This window comes from Pseudoxanthomonas suwonensis 11-1 (assembly GCF_000185965.1).
Taxonomy (GTDB): domain Bacteria; phylum Pseudomonadota; class Gammaproteobacteria; order Xanthomonadales; family Xanthomonadaceae; genus Pseudoxanthomonas; species Pseudoxanthomonas suwonensis_A.
Genome location: NC_014924.1, coordinates 965,509 through 983,595, shown reverse-complemented (window position 1 = coordinate 983,595; position 18,087 = coordinate 965,509). Strand labels below are relative to the sequence as shown.

At 70.6% G+C, this 18,087-nt stretch carries 15 protein-coding genes; 5 read left to right on the top strand and 10 right to left on the bottom strand.

What is annotated here, in order from left to right; translation table 11 throughout:
• The first annotated feature begins 4 nt into the window (after positions 1-4).
• Positions 5-1,558, top strand: coding sequence for an alpha-N-arabinofuranosidase (locus PSESU_RS04370; protein ID WP_013534560.1), 1,554 nt, complete (start codon positions 5-7; stop codon positions 1,556-1,558).
• A 110-nt stretch (positions 1,559-1,668) separates the two neighbouring features.
• Here the strand turns inward: PSESU_RS04370 and arsC are convergent, their stop codons facing one another.
• From arsC to arsH, 3 genes are read right to left on the bottom strand one after another with little or no spacing between them, the layout of a single operon-like run.
• Positions 1,669-2,091 (bottom strand): arsenate reductase (glutaredoxin), encoded by a 423-nt coding sequence (arsC, locus tag PSESU_RS04365; RefSeq protein WP_013534559.1) that lies wholly within the window; start codon positions 2,089-2,091, stop codon positions 1,669-1,671.
• Positions 2,088-3,128 (bottom strand): ACR3 family arsenite efflux transporter, encoded by a 1,041-nt coding sequence (arsB, locus tag PSESU_RS04360; RefSeq protein ID WP_041763835.1) that lies wholly within the window; start codon positions 3,126-3,128, stop codon positions 2,088-2,090. The genes arsC and arsB overlap by 4 nt, the downstream gene beginning before the upstream one ends.
• A gap of 40 nt (positions 3,129-3,168) precedes the next feature.
• Positions 3,169-3,927, bottom strand: coding sequence for an arsenical resistance protein ArsH (gene arsH, locus PSESU_RS04355; protein ID WP_013534557.1), 759 nt, complete (start codon positions 3,925-3,927; stop codon positions 3,169-3,171).
• A 40-nt stretch (positions 3,928-3,967) separates the two neighbouring features.
• Here arsH and PSESU_RS04350 point away from each other — a divergent pair, with 40 nt between their 5' ends.
• The 4 genes from PSESU_RS04350 to PSESU_RS04335 all read left to right on the top strand — a co-directional run bounded on the left by PSESU_RS04350 (position 3,968) and on the right by PSESU_RS04335 (position 10,505).
• Positions 3,968-4,282 (top strand): ArsR/SmtB family transcription factor, encoded by a 315-nt coding sequence (locus PSESU_RS04350; RefSeq protein WP_013534556.1) that lies wholly within the window; start codon positions 3,968-3,970, stop codon positions 4,280-4,282.
• Between the two features lie 200 nt (positions 4,283-4,482).
• Complete coding sequence (locus tag PSESU_RS04345; protein ID WP_013534555.1) at positions 4,483-5,961, top strand: SulP family inorganic anion transporter; 1,479 nt, start codon at positions 4,483-4,485, stop codon at positions 5,959-5,961.
• Between the two features lie 274 nt (positions 5,962-6,235).
• Positions 6,236-7,960, top strand: a complete 1,725-nt coding sequence (locus PSESU_RS04340) for an IlvD/Edd family dehydratase (RefSeq protein ID WP_013534554.1) — start codon at positions 6,236-6,238, stop codon at positions 7,958-7,960.
• Between the two features lie 109 nt (positions 7,961-8,069).
• Positions 8,070-10,505 carry a glycoside hydrolase family 127 protein gene (locus PSESU_RS04335; protein ID WP_155942718.1) on the top strand — a complete coding sequence of 812 codons (2,436 nt, stop codon included), beginning with the start codon at positions 8,070-8,072 and terminating at the stop codon, positions 10,503-10,505.
• 190 nt (positions 10,506-10,695) lie between these two features.
• Here the strand turns inward: PSESU_RS04335 and PSESU_RS04330 are convergent, their stop codons facing one another.
• The 7 genes from PSESU_RS04330 to PSESU_RS04305 form a co-directional block, all read right to left on the bottom strand.
• Positions 10,696-10,959, bottom strand: coding sequence for a hypothetical protein (locus PSESU_RS04330; protein ID WP_013534552.1), 264 nt, complete (start codon positions 10,957-10,959; stop codon positions 10,696-10,698).
• A gap of 57 nt (positions 10,960-11,016) precedes the next feature.
• Positions 11,017-11,280, bottom strand: coding sequence for a hypothetical protein (locus PSESU_RS16105; protein WP_155942717.1), 264 nt, complete (start codon positions 11,278-11,280; stop codon positions 11,017-11,019).
• Between the two features lie 138 nt (positions 11,281-11,418).
• Positions 11,419-13,314: a hypothetical protein gene (locus PSESU_RS04325; protein ID WP_013534551.1), complete on the bottom strand. Its 1,896-nt coding sequence runs from the start codon at positions 13,312-13,314 to the stop codon at positions 11,419-11,421.
• A gap of 1 nt (position 13,315) precedes the next feature.
• Positions 13,316-14,224, bottom strand: coding sequence for a hypothetical protein (locus tag PSESU_RS04320; RefSeq protein WP_013534550.1), 909 nt, complete (start codon positions 14,222-14,224; stop codon positions 13,316-13,318).
• Positions 14,225-14,232: 8 nt separating this feature from the next.
• Positions 14,233-15,486, bottom strand: coding sequence for a hypothetical protein (locus tag PSESU_RS04315; RefSeq protein WP_013534549.1), 1,254 nt, complete (start codon positions 15,484-15,486; stop codon positions 14,233-14,235).
• A gap of 27 nt (positions 15,487-15,513) precedes the next feature.
• Entirely contained in the window at positions 15,514-16,923 is a 1,410-nt protein-coding gene (locus tag PSESU_RS04310; protein WP_013534548.1) for a hypothetical protein, read from the bottom strand.
• 82 nt (positions 16,924-17,005) lie between these two features.
• Complete coding sequence (locus PSESU_RS04305; protein ID WP_013534547.1) at positions 17,006-18,058, bottom strand: hypothetical protein; 1,053 nt, start codon at positions 18,056-18,058, stop codon at positions 17,006-17,008.
• Positions 18,059-18,087: the final 29 nt, after the last annotated feature.

The window sequence follows — 18,087 nt, the reverse complement described above, 5'->3', positions numbered from 1 at the left end:
ACCGATGCTCAAAACCACCTTGCGCACCCTGGCCCTGGCCACCGCCCTGGTCGCCGCCAACGCGGGCGCCCAGGACAAGGCCCAGGCCAGCGCCACCCTGCGCGCCGACCAGCCCGGCGACACCGTCAGCCGGTACATCTTCGGCCAGTTCGCCGAGCACCTGGGCTACGGCATCTACGGCGGCATCTGGGTGGGCGAGGATTCGAAGATCCCCAACACCCGCGGCTACCGCAACGACGTGCTGGCCGCGCTGAGGAAGCTGGACGTGCCGGTGGTGCGCTGGCCCGGCGGCTGTTTCGCCGACGAGTACTACTGGCGCGACGGCGTCGGCCCGCGCGACCAGCGCCGGGTCAAGATCAACACCCACTGGGGTGGCGTGGAGGAGCCCAACAGCTTCGGCACCCACGAGTTCATGGATTTCACCGAGCTGCTGGGCACCGACGCCTATGTCTCCGGCAACACCGGCAGCGGCTCGCCGCGGGAGATGGCCGAGTGGGTCGAGTACATGACCTACGAGAAGGGCTCCTCGCTTGCCGAGGAGCGCCGCGCCAACGGCCGCGACAAGCCGTGGAAAGTGCCCTTCTTCGGCATCGGCAACGAGATGTGGGGCTGCGGCGGCAACATGACGCCCGAGCACGCGGCCAACCTGCACCGCCAGTTCCAGACCTTCGTCAAGGTGCCGGCCGGGGTGGAAGTCACCAAGGTCGCCGCCGGCGCCAACAATGACGACTACAACTGGACCGAGGTGATGATGAAGATCGCCGGCAAGCACATGGATGCCTTGTCGGTGCATTACTACACCGTGCCCGGTGGCTGGCCGCCGCGTGCCTCCTCCTTCGAGTTCGACGAGCAGGCGTGGATCCAGACCCTCGCCAGCGCGCTGAAGGTGGACGAGCTGCTGCGCGGCCACATCGCGGTGATGGACAGGCTGGACCCGGAAGGCAAGGTCGACCTGTACCTGGACGAGTGGGGCACCTGGTACGCGCCCTACCCCGGCACCAACCCGGGCTTCCTGCAGCAGCAGAACACCCTGCGCGACGCGATCGTCGCCGCGATCCACTTCGACGTGATGAGCAAGCATGCCCGCCGGGTCAAGATGGGCAACATCGCGCAGATGGTGAACGTGCTGCAGGCGATGATCCTGACCGAAGACGCGAAGATGGCGCTGACGCCCACCTACCACGCCTTCGAAATGTACAAGCCGTGGCAGGACGCCACCCACCTGCCGTTGGAGCTGAAGGCGCCGCAGTACCGCCTTGGCGACACCTCGGTGCCGTCGGTGCACGGCTCGGCGGTGCGCGCCAAAGACGGCCACGTGTACGTGGCCCTGACCAACCTGGACCCGAACCGCGCGGTGGAGGTCTCCACCAGCGTCACCGGCGTGCAGGCCAGCGCCGTCTCCGGCCGCGTGCTGACCGCAGACACGATCACCGCGCACAACACCTTCGCCCAGCCGGACCGGGTCAAGCCGGTGGACTTCACCGGCGCCCGCTTGTCCGGCGGAACCCTCAAGGTGGAGCTGCCGGCCAAGTCGATCGTGGTGCTGCAGCTGCGCTGAGCACGCCACCGTCGGTGTTGCATGCGGGGGCGCTTCGGCGCCCCCGTTTTTTATTGCAGTTGGCGACCGGATCGGGATGGGGCCGGGCCCTGCGAAACCGTGGCTACGGGTCAGACCCGCCGGCCATCGGCACCTACCACCGCCTCGCCATCCTCCTTGCTGAAGGCGCCGCGCTGGGGATCGGGAAGAATTTCCAGCACCACCTCCGAGGGCCGGCACAGGCGCGTGCCCAGCGGGGTCACCACCACCGGGCGGTTGATCAGCACGGGATTGGCGACCATCGCCTGCAGCAGCGTTTCGTCATCCAGCGATGCATCGTCCAGGCCCAGTTCCGCGCACAGCGGCTCCTTGGCCCGCAGCAGGCCGCGCACGCCCACGCCCGCGGCCGCGGCAAGTTCCCGCAGGCGCTCCAGGGTCGGCGGGTGCTGCAGGTATTCGATGACCTCCGGCTCGACGCCGCTGTTGCGGATCATCGCCAGGGTGTTGCGCGAGGTGCCGCAGCGGGGGTTGTGGTAGATCGTGATCGCGCTCATGGGGCGTGCTCCGGTCGGGGAGGTGCGGGGAACAGGTGGCGGGTACGGTTGACGATGGCCACCAGCGACAGCATCACCGGCACCTCCACCAGCACGCCGACGACCGTAGCCAGTGCGGCGCCGGAGTGCAGGCCGAACAGCGAGATCGCCACCGCCACCGCCAGCTCGAAGAAGTTGGACGTGCCGATCAGGCAGGCCGGCCCGGCGATGTCATGCCCCAGCCGCAGCAGCCGCGCCGCCACGAACGCCACCAGGAAAATGCCGTAGGTCTGCAGCAGCAGCGGCACGGCGATCATCCCGATCACCAGAGGCTGCTCCAGGATCGTGCGTGCCTGGAAGCCGAACAGCAGCACCACCGTGGCCACGAGCCCGACGATCGACCACGGCTTGAGCCGGCGCACGAGCCCGTCGACCGCCGTGCCGCCGCGCCGCCGCAGCACGTGCCGGGTCGCCATGCCGGCCAGCAGCGGCAGCACCACGTAGAGCACGGTGGACAGCAGGAGCGTCTGCCAGGGCACCTCCACCTCGGTCACGCCCAGCAGGAAGGCCGCGATCGGCGCGAAGGCGAACACCATCACCAGGTCGTTCACCGACACCTGCACCAGGGTGTAGTTCGGATCGCCCTTCACCAGCGCGCTCCACACGAACACCATCGCCGTGCACGGCGCCACGCCCAGCAGGATCATCCCGGCGATGTATTCGCTGGCCGACTGCGGGTCCACCCACGGCGCGAACACGTGCTCGAAGAACAGCACGCCCAGCGCGGCCATGGTGAACGGCTTGACCAGCCAGTTGACCACCAGGGTCAGCACCAGTCCGCGCGGCCGGCGGCGGATGTCCCGCACCGCGCTCCAGTCCACCTGGATCATCATCGGATAGATCATCAGCCAGATCAGCACCGCGACCGCCAGGTTCACGTGCGCGACCTCCAGCGCGGCCACCGCCTGGAACACGCCGGGCAGCAGCAGGCCCAGGCCGATGCCGGCAAGGATGCCCAGCGCCACCCACACCGACAGGAACCGCTCGAACACACCCATCATCCAACCCCCTGCGTGCGTTTGCCGTACGCGCCCACGGTCACTGCGACCGGGTGGCGCCGGCGGCCGCCGTGATGGCCGGAACCGGCGGCTCCACCGCTTCGGCTGCGGCGGCCAGTGCCGCCGCCATGCCGCCCTTGCGTTCGCTGTAGCGGCAGGTGAGGTAGTCGCTGCGATCGCGCACCAGCCAGGTGAACTTCACCAGCTCCTCCATCACGTCGACCACCCGGTCGTAGTAGGCCGAAGGCTTCATCCGCCCGATCTCGTCGAACTCCTGCCAGGCCTTGGGCACCGAGGACTGGTTGGGGATGGTGACCATGCGCATCCAGCGGCCGAGCACGCGCAGCGTATTGACCACGTTGAACGACTGCGAGCCGCCGCAGACCTGCATCACCGCCAGGGTGCGGCCCTGGGTCGGGCGCACGCCGCCGTCTTCCAGCGGCAACCAGTCGATCTGGTTCTTGAATACCGCGGTGACCGCGCCATGCCGCTCCGGGCTGACCCACACCTGCCCCTCGGACCACAGCGACAGCGCGCGCAGCTCCTGCACCTTCGGATGCTCAGGCCCGGTGCTGCCCTGCATGGGCAGGTCGTGCGGATCGAACACGCGCACCTCGGCGCCGAAATGGCGCAGCAGCCGCGCCGCCTCCAGGGCCAGCTTGCGGCTGTAGGACTCCGGCCGCAGCGAGCCGTACAGCACCAGGATCCGCGGCGGATGTGCGTCACCGGCACCGAGGCGTGCCGCATCCACCGGTTCCAACGCATCAGGTACCAGGTGGGGAAGGTCGTGTGGTTCCATGGCGTTGTGCCCTGTCGAACTGTTCGACTATTCTAGAATCATGGAACTGACAACCGCAACCACCGCGCTTGCCGCGCTCGGCAACCCGACCCGGCTGTCCATCTTCCGGCTGCTGGTCGAGGCCGGGCCGGACGGACGCAGTCCCGGCGACATTGCCGCCGCGCTGTCCCTGCCCGGCGCCACCCTTTCCTTCCACCTGAAGGAGCTCAGCCAGGCGGGCCTGATCGGCGGCCAGGCGCAGGGCCGGCGCATCACCTACCGCGCCGACTTCGAGGCGATGAACGGCCTGATCGAGTTCCTCACCCGCAACTGCTGCGGTGGCGATGCAGGGCGTTGCGCGCCGCCGAAGCGCTAGTACCGCTGCGAGCCGGCCGCCGCGTTTGAGCGCCCGGCCGCCTTCCCCTGGACTGCCGCCCTGCCATGCACGCCGATGCGATGACCCCGCCCTAGCGCTCCCGTCGATTGCGTTCGAGTGCCCCGCCTTGCGGTGGCGCGAAGGGTTGTGCCCGGTCCATCCATCATCGCCCGCCGTTCCCGGCGCGGCAGGAGTCTCCAATGTCTGCAATCTATCCGCTGCGCGAGCAGTGGTTCGGCAACGTGCGCGGCGACGTACTCTCCGGCGTGCTCGTCGCCCTGGCCCTGATCCCCGAGGCGATCGCGTTCTCGATCATCGCCGGCGTCGATCCCAAGGTCGGCCTGTACGCCTCGTTCTGCATCGCCGTGGTGACCTCCATCGCGGGCGGCCGCCCGGGCATGATCTCCGCCGCAACCGGGGCGATGGCCCTGGTGATGGTGGACCTGGTCCGCGACCACGGCCTGCAGTACCTGTTCGCCGCCACCATCCTCGCCGGCGTGCTGCAGCTGCTGGCCGCGGCGCTGCGGCTCAACTCGCTGATGCGCTTTGTCCCGCGCTCGGTGGTCATCGGCTTCGTCAACGCGCTGGCGATCCTGATCTTCATGGCCCAGCTGCCCGAACTGATCGGCATGCCATTGCCGGTGTACGCGGTGTGTGCCGCCGGCCTGGCGATCATCTACCTGCTGCCGCGGATCACCCGCGCCGTGCCCTCGGCGCTGGTGGCCATCGTGGTGCTGACAATCGCCGTGTCCCTGCTCGGCCTGGATATCCGCAACGTCGGCGACATGGGGCAGATGCCCGACAGCCTCCCCGCCTTCTTCGTGCCGGACATCGCCTGGACCTGGGAGACGCTGCGGATCCTGCTGCCGGTGTCGGCCACCCTGGCGGTGGTCGGCCTGCTCGAGTCGCTGATGACCGCGCAGATCGTCGAGGACATGACCGACACGCCCACCGACCGCCGCCGCGAATCGGCCGGCCAGGGCCTGGCCAACGTGGTCACCGGCTTCTTCGGCGGCATGGCCGGCTGCGCGATGATCGGCCAGTCGGTGATCAACGTCAGCTCCGGCGGACGCGGCCGGCTGTCCTGCCTGGTGGCCGGCGTGGTGCTGCTGTTGCTGGTGGTCTACGCCTCGGAGTGGGTGTCGATGATCCCGATGGCGGCGCTGGTGGCGGTGATGATCATGGTCAGCATCGGCACCTTCCACTGGAAAAGCTTCCGCGAGTTCCGGACCCACCCCAGAACCGCCAACCTGATCATGCTCGGCACGGTCATCGTCACCGTCGCCACCCGCGACCTGGCCATGGGCGTGCTGGCCGGCGTGCTGCTGACCGCGGTGTCCTTCGCCCGGCGCGTGAGCGCGCTGCTGGAGGTGCGGAGCGATGACAGCCAGCCCGGCATCCGTACCTACCGGGTGCACGGGCAGGTGTTCTTCGCCTCGGCGGTGCAGTTCGCCAACAGCTTCGACTACCTGCACACCCCACCCCGGGTAGTGATCGACCTGCGCGATGCCCACCTGTGGGACACCAGCGCCGTGGCCGCACTGGACCGCGTGGTGCTCAAGCTGCGCCGGCACGGCGCCGAGGTCGAGGTGGTCGGCCTCAACGAGGCCAGCGGACTGCTGGTGGACAGGCTCCAGACCCACCGCGCCGGTGGGCCAGGAGCGGCCGGCGGACACTGACGGTCCGGGGAACGCACCCGGGTGCCGCTCCTTCGCCCGTGCACACACCGGCGCAAGAGCCCGCACCTTCACGGTCCCGCAGGGTGCGCCTGGCGCCCGACGACGCCGTCCGTCGACCTAGTTTCGCATTGCAATACGCGTATCAATCCGCTGCCCATTGTTATTTTTCCGGCATGGCGCAGGCCGGTAGCATGCTTGCCGCACCATGCGCGTGCACCGGGCACCCCGCCCGGCCGCCTCCGCCGCACCCCTTCCGGGCAGGGATCCCGAGCACATGAGCGATTCCAGCAACCGCCCCTTGCGCAGCCGCCAGTGGTTCGGCCGCGAGGGCAAGCAGGGCTTCTACTACCGCAGCTGGCTCAAGGGCCTGGGCCTGCCGCACGACATGTTCGACGGCCGCCCGGTGATCGGCATCTGCAACACCTGGTCGGAACTGACGCCCTGCAACAGCTCCTTCCGCGAGCTGGCCGAGCACGTCAAGCGCGGCGTGTACGAGGCCGGCGGCTTCCCGCTGGAGTTCCCGGTGATGTCGCTGGGCGAAACCCAGGTGCGGCCCACCGCGATGCTGTTCCGCAACCTCGCCTCGATGGACGTGGAGGAATCGATCCGCGCCAACCCGATCGACGGCGTGGTGCTGCTGATGGGCTGCGACAAGACCACTCCTTCCCTGCTGATGGGCGCGGCCAGCGTGGACCTGCCGACCATCGGCGTGTCCGGCGGCCCCTCGCTGTCGGGCAACTGGCGCGGCAAGCCGGTCGGCTCGGGCACCGGGGTGATCGAGATGTCGGAGATGGTCCGCGCCGGCACCCTTTCGCAGGAGGAGTTCACCGAGGCCGAGGCCTGCATGCAGCGCTCCAAGGGCAGCTGCATGACCATGGGCACGGCATCGACCATGGCCTCGATGGTGGAGGCGCTGGGCATGTCGCTGCCGGAGAACGCGGCGATCCCGGCCGTGGACTCGCGCCGCTTCCGCCTGGCCCACCTGTCCGGCCGCCGCATCGTGGAGATGGTGCGCGAGGACCTGCGCATGTCCAAGGTGCTAACGCGCAAGGCCTTCGCCAACGCGATCCGCGCCAACGCCGCGATCGGCGGTTCGACCAACGCGGTGATCCATCTGCTGGCCATTGCCGGCCGCCTGGGCGTTCAGCTCACGCTCGATGACTGGGACGAGATCGGCTCGCGCCTGCCCTGCTTGGTCAACCTCAAGCCATCGGGCGAGTACCTGATGGAGGACTTCTACTACGCCGGCGGCCTGCCGGCGGTGATGCGCGAGATCGCCGACCACCTGGACCTGGATGCGCTGACCGTCAACGGCCGCACCATTGGCGAGAACATCGCCGATGCGCCGTGCTGGAACCGCGAGGTGATACGCCCGGTGCACCAGCCGCTGCGCGCCGAGGCCGGCATCGCCGTGCTGCGCGGCAACCTCGCCCCGGACGGCGCGGTGGTCAAGCCATCGGCCGCCTCGCCGCACCTGCTGAAGCATCGCGGCCGCGCCGTGGTGTTCGAGAGCATCGAGGAGATGAAGGCGCGCATCGACGACGAGGCGCTGGACATCGACGAGACCTGCGTGATGGTGCTGAAGAACTGCGGCCCGCGCGGATACCCGGGCATGGCCGAGGTCGGCAACATGCCGCTGCCGCCCAAGCTGCTACGGCGTGGCATCACCGACATCGTGCGCATCTCCGACGCGCGCATGAGTGGCACCGCCTACGGCACCGTGGTGCTGCACGTCTCGCCCGAGGCCGCCGCCGGTGGTCCGCTTGCGCTGGTGCGCGAGGGCGACTTCATCGAACTGGACGTGGAGGCGCGCCGCCTGCACCTGGACGTGGACGAGGCCGAGCTGGCGCGCCGCCGCGCCGAGTGGACGCCGCCGCCGGCCCCGACCCGTGGCTGGGCCAAGGTCTACGTGGACCACGTGCAGCAGGCGCACCTGGGTGCGGACCTGGACTTCCTGGTGGGCGGCAGCGGCGATACGGTCGGCCGCGACTCGCACTGAGCATCATGCGGGGCCGCCCTACCCGACCGTCCCTTGCTGGCCCCGCCGCCGCCGCTGTCTCGGCAGCCCTCCCGTGCGGCGGGGTCCTTTTTATCCGGAAACCCTTGACATGAGCGGGCTGCGAATGAGCCGCCGCGGCTTCGTCGCCGCGCTCGGCGCCACCGCCCTGCTGCCGGCACTGCCCGCGCTGGGCCTGTCACCGCCGCTTGGCGACCGGCGCGGTCCACTGCAGGCCTTTCCGCTGGAGGACGTGCGCCTCGGCGACGGCGCGTTTGCCCGCTCGAGCGCGCTCAACCTGCGTTACCTGGCCGCGCTGGATCCGGACCGCCTGCTTGCGCCGTTCCGGATCGAGGCCGGCCTACCCTCGCCCGCGCCGAAGTACCCGAACTGGGAATCGATGGGCCTGGATGGCCACACCGCCGGGCACTACCTGTCGGCACTGGCGCAGCAGGCCGCGCAGGGCAGCGCCGGGATGCGCCGCCGGCTGGACTACATGGTCGCGGCGCTGTCCCAGGTCCAGGCCGCCAACGGTGATGGCTATGTCGGCGGCGTGCCCAACGGGCGCGTGCTGTGGAACCGGATCGCCAGCGGCGATTTCCAGGCCGAGTCGTTCTCGCTGGAAGGCGCGTGGGTGCCGTTCTACAACCTGCACAAGACCTACGCCGGCCTGCGCGATGCCTGGCTGCTGGCCGGCAATGCCCAGGCACGCGACGTGCTGGTGCGCTTCGCCGACTGGGCCGGCGCCCTGGTGGCCAACCTCGACGATACCCAGCTGCAGCGGGTGCTCGATACCGAGCACGGCGGCATGAACGAGGTGCTGGCCGACGTGTACGCCATCACCGGCGATCGCCGCTACCTGGCGCTGGCGCGGCGGTTCTCGCACCGCGCCATCCTCGATCCTCTGTTGCGGCGCGAGGACAGGCTCGACGGCCTGCATGCCAATACCCAGATCCCGAAGGTGATCGGCTTCGCGCGTATCGGCGAGCTCGATGGCGATGTTGAGTGGATCGAGGCGGCGCAGTTCTTCTGGGAGCGCGTTGCGCTGCACCGGAGCATCGCCTTCGGCGGCAACAGCACCCGCGAACACTTCAACCCGGCCGACGATTTCAGCGGCATGATCGCCTCGCGCGAGGGCCCGGAGACCTGCAACAGCTACAACATGCTGCGCCTGACCCTGCTGCTGGAACGGCTGCGTCCGGACCCGCGGCATGCCGATTTCTACGAGCGGGCGCTGTTCAACCACATCCTCTCCACCCAGCATCCAGACCACGGCGGGCTGGTGTACTTCACCCCGATCCGGCCGCGGCACTACCGCGTGTACTCGCAGCCGCAGGAATGCTTCTGGTGCTGCGTCGGCAGCGGCATGGAGAACCACGGCCGCCATGGCGCATTCGCCTACACGCACGACGAATCTTCGCTGCGGGTGAACCTTTACCTGGACTCGGAGCTGCACTGGCGCGAGCGCGGCCTGGTGCTGCGCCAGCGCACGCGCTTCCCCGAGGAGCCGCGCAGCGTGCTGGAAGTGGCGACGCCGAGGCCGCAGGTGTTCGCGCTGGAGCTGCGCCATCCGCACTGGCTGGCCGGCCCGCTGCGGGTCAAGCTCAACGGCAGGCGCTGGCCGGTCGAATCCAGCCCTTCGTCGTACGCGCGGATCGAACGGCAATGGCAGGACGGCGACCGCATCGAGGTCGAGCTGCCCATGTCCACCCGCATCGAGTCCCTGCCCGACGGCTCGGACTGGGTGGCGGTGATGCACGGCCCGCTGATGCTGGCCGCGCGCAGCGGCGAGGAGGACATCGAAGGCCTGGTCGCCGATGACGGCCGCGGCAGCCATATCGCGCCCGGCCCCTACCTGCCGCTGGACCAGGCGCCGATGCTGGTCGGCGAGCGCGATGCGCTGGCAGCCGCTATCCGCCCGGTGCCGGGCGAGAGCCTGGTGTTTGAGGCCGATGCGCTGCTGCGGCCGACCTCGTTCCGCGGGCTGCGCCTGGAGCCGCTGCACCGCATCCACGACGCCCGCTACATGAGCTACTGGCGCACCACCACGCCGGCAGAATACCCCGCCGTGGTGGCCGCCATCGAAGCCGCCGAACGCGAACGCCAGGCGCTCGAGGCCCGCACGCTCGACCAGGTCCAGCCCGGCGAACAGCAGCCCGAGGTCGACCACGCCTACCAGGGCCGCGACAGCAATACCGGCAGCATGCTCGGCCGCCCCTGGCGCGATGCCGGCGACCGCTTCTCGTACCTGCTCCGCGCGCGTCGCTCCGTCGCCGACGGCACGCCGCTGGTCCTGCAGTTGACCGTCTTCGGTGGCGAATGGCAGGCCGGCATGGACGTGCTGGTCGATGGCCGCAAGCTGGGCAGCATCGTCCTCGACGGCAAGGGCAAGGACGACCTGGTGGTGGAGGAGATCGCGCTGCCGCCGGAGGCCCTGCCCGCGCTACGCGGGGCAGGGGCGCGGGTGGAGTTCATTGCCCATGGTGGCAAGCGCACGCCGCGGGTGTTCGAGGTGCGGGTCGTCGCAAGCGGGCCGCCGCGGTTGTAAGCGGGTAAACCTGCGCCGGCCGGCGCGGATCGCAACCTGCAGCATTAATTGCGGCAAGGCGGCAACCTCAATCGCCAACCGAAAACCGGGGTCAGAGTGCATTTTTCACCGACTGACAGACCGCCGACTGCTGCCGCGGGGAGAAAAATGCACTCTGACCCCGGTTTTCGACCCCCCGTTTTTTCGCCGGCTAGTACTCCTCGCCCGAGCGCGGCGTATCCGGCAACTGTTCGTCGAGCGACTGCCGGTAGCGGATGCAGCCGCGTAGGAAGGCGGGCCAGTCCGGCACCACCGGCTGGGCGGCGGACTGCTCCGGCAACAGGCTCCATAACTGCGGGTGGTGCCAGCACAGGTCGTGACCGGAGCAGTCGCGGTGGGCGCGGATCGCGTTGCGCAGCCGCACCACGTCCGCGACCAGCTGCTCGCGGCCCATGCCGTCCAGGTCGGAATCCATGGCGAACCTCCAGAAAACCGGGGCCAGGCTGCACTTTCCTCCTGCGGCGCCGCAGTCTCAAACGCCAGCTTGGCAAGGTGCATCCCGGCCGCGGGGCGGTGCCGGCCCGGATGAAGGCTCAGGCCTGCGCGCGCCCCGCACCACCTGGGCAATCCTGCCGATGGCGTACAGGATCACCCCGCCGAGGAGGCCGATCCTTATCCCCCGGGGCAGCAGGACCCGGGCCGGATCGGCGACTGGCCACAGCGCGAACAGCAGCGTCGCGCAGGCCAGGGCAACCGCCAGGAGCGCAAAGCAGCTCTTGATGTAGATATTGGTCACGCCAAGTCGAATCCGCGACATAAGACCGGGCCCCTGGTGTCAATGCTTACGCTTTCTTGCAAACGCCGGGCGCCTGGGTCAAGCCGCGCCTTGGAGCGGCCTCGGAAGCCCGGGACAAGGCCGGCCTGCCCCCGGCCTTCAGAACAGGTTCCGCAGCGCGTCGCCGATGGCCGCGCCGATACCGGCGCCTGCTCCGGTGCCGCCACCACCGCCACCTGCTCCAGCGCCCGCGCCGGCTGTGCCCCCAGCGCCACCTGTCCCGGCGGAACCACCGGCGCCAGCCGTCCCACCCGCGGCCCCACCGCTGCCTGTCCCGCCTGATCCGGCAGCTCCACCTGCGCCTGCCGCACCGCCGGTGGCGCTACCCGCACCTGCAGCGCCGCCGGAACCCGCTCCGGCGCCCGCGCGCGCGCCGCCGGATGCACCACCTGCCCCGCTCGCAGTTCCCGCGCCGGCTGCGCCTCCGCTTCCACCTGCACCGGCACCCGCCCCACTGCCTGCGGCGCCACCAGCGCCTGTGCCGGCGGCCCCACCGGAACCGCCGGAACTGCCCGCTCCTGCAGCGCCACCCGAGGCTCCGCCACCGCTGCCCGAACCACCCCCCGCGGCCGCACCCCCGGCACTCCCTGCGCCTCCGCTTCCGGCGCCACGCGCACCGGTCGTGCCTCCGCCGATGCCTGCGCCACCACCCGCCGCGTCCGCCCCCGCCCCCGGCGCTGGCGTCCTGGCCGACGGAGCGGGCGGCGCCGGCGGCGGCGGCGAGGGCAGCGACCTGCGCAGGCTGTCCGCGGCGCTGTTGAGGCCAGAGCGGCGGTCGCGTTCGGAATCGTGCTGGGCCTGCAGGCGCGCGGCGCGGGCCGCGGATGGATCGGGGATATCGGCGGCGGGATTGATGGTGTTGTTGCGGATGCGGTCGGCCTGGGCCTGTGCGGCCATCTGGTTGAGCGGCAGGTAGTCGGTATGGAAGTTGAGCTCGACCGAAGAGTTGAGCTCCAGGTCGGTGTTGATCTCCTCGGTGCGCTGGTTGCGCTCGGTGGAGACGTAGCTGATGGTGTTCTCGGCCTCGGCGCTGACGCCCCAGGGACCGGCGCCGAAGCTGCCCGAGCCCTTGACCCGGTTCATGAAGCCGAACTCGCTGCCGGTGTCCTGGCTGGCGGCGCTGCGGGTGTCGATGTGGAAACGCATCGAGGCATTGATCCGGCCGCTGTCGATCACGATGCGCTGCATGCCCAGCATCACCATGGTCGCCAGCTGCTGCTGGCGCTGGCGGGCCAGGTAGCGGCGCGCCAGCGGCACCAGCTGCTCGGGGTTGCTGGCCGATACCGCTTCCTCCGGCGGGATGCCGAGGGTGGCGCGGATCTCCTCCTCGGCCGGCATGCCGCCGCCGCGCAGGCGCAGCTTGATATTGGCCAGCTCCTCCTGCAGGTCGGCCAGTTCGTCGGCGTCCATCGGCTTGTCCGGGCCGGGCATGTCCTCCGGGTCGGGGGCGTCGTACTCGATCGACTCGGGGAAGTGGTCGGCCACCCATTGCCGCACCTGGTGCAGGCCGAACTGGGTGCGCTCGAAGCCCTCGGCCGAGGCCGACACCGCGTTGAGCAGCTGCACGTACTGGTGCATCTGCTGCGAGTTGGCGTCAAGCATGGCCTTGAACACGCCGTTGATCAGGTCGGTGACGAAGCGCGGGAAGGACACCGCGTTGAGCACCTCGCGGGTGGTGCCGGCGATGCGCCTGGCGGCCTCGCCGAACTGCGGCTGCGCCGACTGCGCGGTGGCCAGCGGCGGCGCGGGCCGCGCCGGTGCGCGACGCTCGATCTCGCCTTCGGCCTGGCCTTCCTCGGCGATCAGCTCGGCGGCCAGGGTGGAGACCCTGACCATGGCCTGGGCCAGGGCGCGGCGCTGGCCGGGCGGCATGTCGCGGAAACCGGGCGAGCGTTCCAGCACGTCGCGCACCGCCATCCGGATCCAGGGCGGCGGCGGCTCCACCGGCGCCTGCGCCGGATGCGCGGAACGCGGCGCGACGCCCAGGGCGGCCATGTCAGGCCACCAGCGGCAGGGCCGGCTGCGGATACAGCGGCGCACGCGGCGCGCCGGCCGGCACCGAGGCCAGCCAGCGCTGCGCGGCCACCATCACCTCCACGTCCTGCGGCGCGGCCGGATCCAGCGCCAGCGCCGCTCCGCCCGGATGCGCGGCCAGCCACAGCAGCACGCCCTGGCCGCTGCGGCCGCGCTCGACATGCTGCAGCGCGCTGCCGGTGGGGATTCCGGCCTTGCTGCCGGCCAGCTCGACCAGTCGCCACAGGTCGTTGACCGCGAACGCGGCCTGCAGCCGGCGGTCGCGCATGAAGGCCAGGGCGGCGTTGATGTCGCCGACGATCTCGCGCGCGGCCATCACCGCCATCGGGTCCACCCGCTGGGCGAGGAAGGCGGCCATGGCCTGCGCATGGGTGGCCAGCGCGACCTGCTCGCGCAGGCCGCTGGCGCCGGGCGGCAGCGGCCCGGCCTGGGCGCCGATCGCCTCGCACAGGGCGCGCATCATCGGCTCGAACTGCGGATCGCAGACCACGCGCGCGTACACCGCCTCGCGCTCGCCGGCCGACAGGCGCTCTCGGCGGCGGCGCCAGAAATCGTGCAGCAGGCGCTCGGCCGGGCCCAGCGGCTGGGTGATGGTGCCGCTGGCGAACAGGCCGGCGACCAGCTCGGCGGTGGGCAGCAGGCCGGCGCGCTCCAGAGCGCTGGCGAAGTACAGCGGCGCGGCCGCTTCCAGGCGGGTACGGTCCTCCGGCGCCGGCGCGGCGTCGGGCAGGTCGAAGTCGATGCCCGCCACGGCCCGCGCATAGGCCGGCGCCTGCACGGTCGCCAGCGCAAGCTCCAGGGCCAGCAGCAGGGCGGCGTCGCGTCGCGCTGGCGGTACCCGTATCGGGAGGGGCGGAGCGGCAAGGCGCATGGCGGTGCTCAGGCCGCGGTCTCGGTGCGGGCCGCGGTGCCGCTGCCGCGCTGTTCGGGCCGGACGTTCGGGTCGAACGGGGTGGCGTTGCCCTGGATGCTGGCGATCATGCCCGGCGAGGCCAGCTTCTCCATCGGGAAGTAGTCGGACTTGAAGTTCACCCGCACCTCGCCGGTGAGCTTGGCCTTCATCTCCTGGCTGGAGGCGGAGTTCTCGTCCACCGAGGACTGCACCGTGGTCATGTGGGTCTGCACGTTGGTGTTGGCGGTGGCGGCGCCGCCCCAGCCGAAGTGCGCGCCGGCCACGGTGGTGTTGCGGTTGTAGCTGGTGTCGCGGTCGTACAGCGAGGCCTTGGCCTCGCGCCTGGCGTCGTCGCTGGCGCGGAAGTTGAACACCACCTTGGCGTTGATCAGGCCGTCGGTGACCACGATGCGGTTGATGCCCAGCATCACCATCGAGGCCAGCATCTGCTGGCGGCTGCGCGCCATCTGCATGCGCGCGGCGGTGACCAGGCGCGCCTCCTGTTCCTCGTCGGACAGGTCGTCCACCGGCTGGGCCATCTGCAGCTCGCGGCTGGGGCCCAGCGCGCTGGCCTCGCCGTCGGACTTCTCGCGCGCACGCACGCGCGGCTCGCCGCCCTCCTCCGACTCGCCCAGCTCCAGGTCCTCGGGGAAGCGCTGCACCAGCCAGTCGCGCGCGTTGTTCATGCTGATGTTGTCGGCGGCGAACTGGTCCACGGTCTGCGCCACCGCCTTGAGCAGGTCCGCATAGGCCTCCATCTGCTGGATCGAGGCATCGACGATGGCCTGGAACACGTTCTGGATCAGGCCGCCGACGAACTGGGGGAAGTCCACCGCGCCGACGAACGCCTTGAAGTTGCCGGCGCCCTGCTTGACCGAGCCGGCCTCGAAGTCGCTGCCGGCGAAGGTGCCGATCTTCTCCGAGGCCTTGCGCTTGGCTTGGTCGACCTCGCCGGAAAGCGCGCGCGCCGGCGCGGACGTGGCGTCGTTGCCGTCCTTGGCCAGCACGCCCTGGCCCGGGGTGAGCTCCTGCCTGGCCAGGCCCTGCGGGTTGGCCATGTACGAGGCTACCCGCACCATGGTGCGCGCGATCTCCTGCTGCTGTGCCGCCGGCAGCGCGCGGAAGCCTTCGGAGGACTGCAGCAGCTGGCGCACCTGCGGCCGCACCACGGCCAGGGTCTCGTCGTCCAGCCAGGCGGGCGCGTTGGCGGGCGAGGCACGGTTGGCGAGGGCGGCAGGCATGGCGGGCTCCGGGAGCGGCGGCGGGCGTCAGGCGGCGGGTGCGGGCGCGGGCGTGGTGGCCGCCGGCGCAGTGCCGCTGCCGGTGGCCGGCGCGGCGCCGGCCGCGTTGGGCAGCGGGCGCGCGGCCAGGTTCCTGACCATGCCCGGCTGGGCGTTCATCTGGATCGCGGCGATCGCCTCGGGGTTGGCCATCTTCTCCAGGGGCAGGTAGTCGCTCTTGAAGTTCACCTCGACCTGGCCTGCCAGGCTGGCCCGGGCCTGCAGCGAGGAATCGTTCTGCAGGCCGGAGGTGCTCATCATCTTGATGATCGGCTTCTCGTCGTACTTGTAGTCGCCCTTGGAGTAGGAGGTCCCGCCCTCGTAGGCGGGGCCGCCGCCGCGGCCGTAGAAGCGGCCGTTGGCGAAGCCGTAGCTGGGGCCGCCGCGCACGATGTTGCCGTTCTGGTCGCGCACCGCGCTGCCCTGCTCGGTGCTGCTCTCGTGCGAGCCCTCGCCGCTGCGGGTTTTCTGCACGTTGCCGTAGATGTCCTTCTCGTGGTCGAACTGGGTGGCGCTGTAGCGGTAGCGGCTGTTGTCGCGGGCCTGGAAGTCGTACATCACCTTGGCCGAGATCTTGCCGTCGGTGACCACGATGCGGTTGATGCCGAGCATGACGATGGTCGCCAGCAGCTGCTGGCGGCCGGAAGCGATCGTGGTGCGCGCCGCGGGCACCAGCAGCGCCTCGACCACCTCGTCGTCGAGCCGGGTCAGCGGCTGCTCCAGCGGCAGGGTCTGGTTGATCCGGGCCAGCGCGGTCTTCGTGTCGGCGTCCTGGCGCAGGGCCACGCGCGGGCCGGCGGGCGCGCCGCCGCCGAAGTCGCCGAAATCGCCGAACGCGTCGCCGCCGCCGAGCTGCAGCTCGAACAGGTCCGGGAAGGTCTCGACCAGGTAGTCGCGGCCCTGGTTCTGGGTGGTGTTCTCGTCGCGGAACTGGTTGAGGCTCTTGGACACGTCGGCCACGAGCTTGGCGTAGGCCTCCATCTGCTGGATCGACGAAGTCACGATGGAGTGGAACACGCCGTCGATCAGGCCGCTGACGAAGGACGGGAAGTTGACCGCGTTCATCAGCGCGCCGGCCTGCTCCACGCCGGTGCGCAGGGCCTGGCCGAACTCGGGCTGGTCCTGCATCGGCAGCGGCCCGCCGTCCTCGTCGCCGGCCAGCGCCCGCACCTGCGGGCTGACCTGGTTGCGCTTGAGGCGCACGCCGTCCGGTTCGGCCAGGTAGCTGGCGATCTGGACCATGCCCTTGGCCAGGGTCTCGCGCTTGTCCGGCGGCAGCTGCGCGAACGCGTCGCTGCTCTCCAGCAGCTTGCGCACCTCCTGGCGGGCGACGGCGAGGGTCTCGCTGCTGGCCGGCGGTGGCGCCGGGCGGGTCCGGTTGGGGAAGATCGAGGGCATGACCGCTCACTCCGGCTCGTAGGCCGCGCGCGTGCGCGGCGGGGGATTCGGCGCCACGGCGGCGGCAGGCGCCGCGCGGGCGTTACTGCAGGGCCTGGGCTTCCTCGATGGCTTCCCGCATCTCGAACTCGATCGGGCGCACGTATAGGCTGATCCGGGCCTGGCTGGAGGGCGTGACCCGGATGCTGAGCACCGAGAAGTGGCCCTGCTCGCCGGCCTCGTCCACGCCGAAGGCGTCCAGCCAGCGGGTGAGCGCCAGCAGCTGGCGCGGGCGCTCGGCCAGGCCGAGCTTGATCAGGTCCAGGAAGCGCGACGGCAGGTCGGGGATGGCCGCCAGCAGGATCTCCAGCTTCAGCTCCACCCCGTCGGGCGTCTCGCGGATGCCGACCAGCACCCCGCCCGGCGGCAACTCGAAGCGCCCGCCCAGGGCCACGCCGACGATCCGCATCAGGCTCGGCAGCTGGTGGCCGATGCCCAGCCGGTTCATCAGCGGGCCGAGCGCACTGACCTGCAGCGGGCCGCGGTGCAGGAAGGTCACCCGCTGGCTGCCAGTGTCGCGCTTGCAGCCGATCGAGGTGAAGATCGGCATCAGCGTCGGCATCTCCGCCATCACCATGCGGGTCAGCCGGGCCAGCCCGGGCGAGAGCGCGTCGATCTGGCTGGGTAGCAGCTCGTAGTAGATCTTGGCCGCGTACAGCCCGTCTCCGTCGAAGGCGCTGCCGAACCAGGCGCCGAAGTTCATCCAGCTCAGCCCGCCGAAGCCGCGCCACTCCTCGCTGCGGCTGTCGAACCAGCTCAGCGCGTCGCGACCGAACACCGGCTGCACCAGCCGCCGCATCTCGCGGGTGGCCTCGTCGCGCCGCGACACCGGCGAGGCGCCCGGGCCCAGCGGCTCGATGGTGAAGCGCAGCGTGTTCGGCTCGGCCTCCGAGAACGAGGGCTCGTACGGCACCGCGCCGGGGGTGAGCGCGTTGCGCGCGTACGACACGTCGTCGTCGGGCAGGTAGAACGTGCGTTCGATCAGGTCGCCGACGTAGGGCAGCGGGTCGCGGGTGCCCAGTGCCCGCGCCGCGGAGTGCAGCGAGCGCTCCACCAGGTGCTTCATCGGCTGGGCGCGTGTGCCTTGGTTGCGCATCTTCGTTCTCCGTGGGGCCGCGGTGCGCG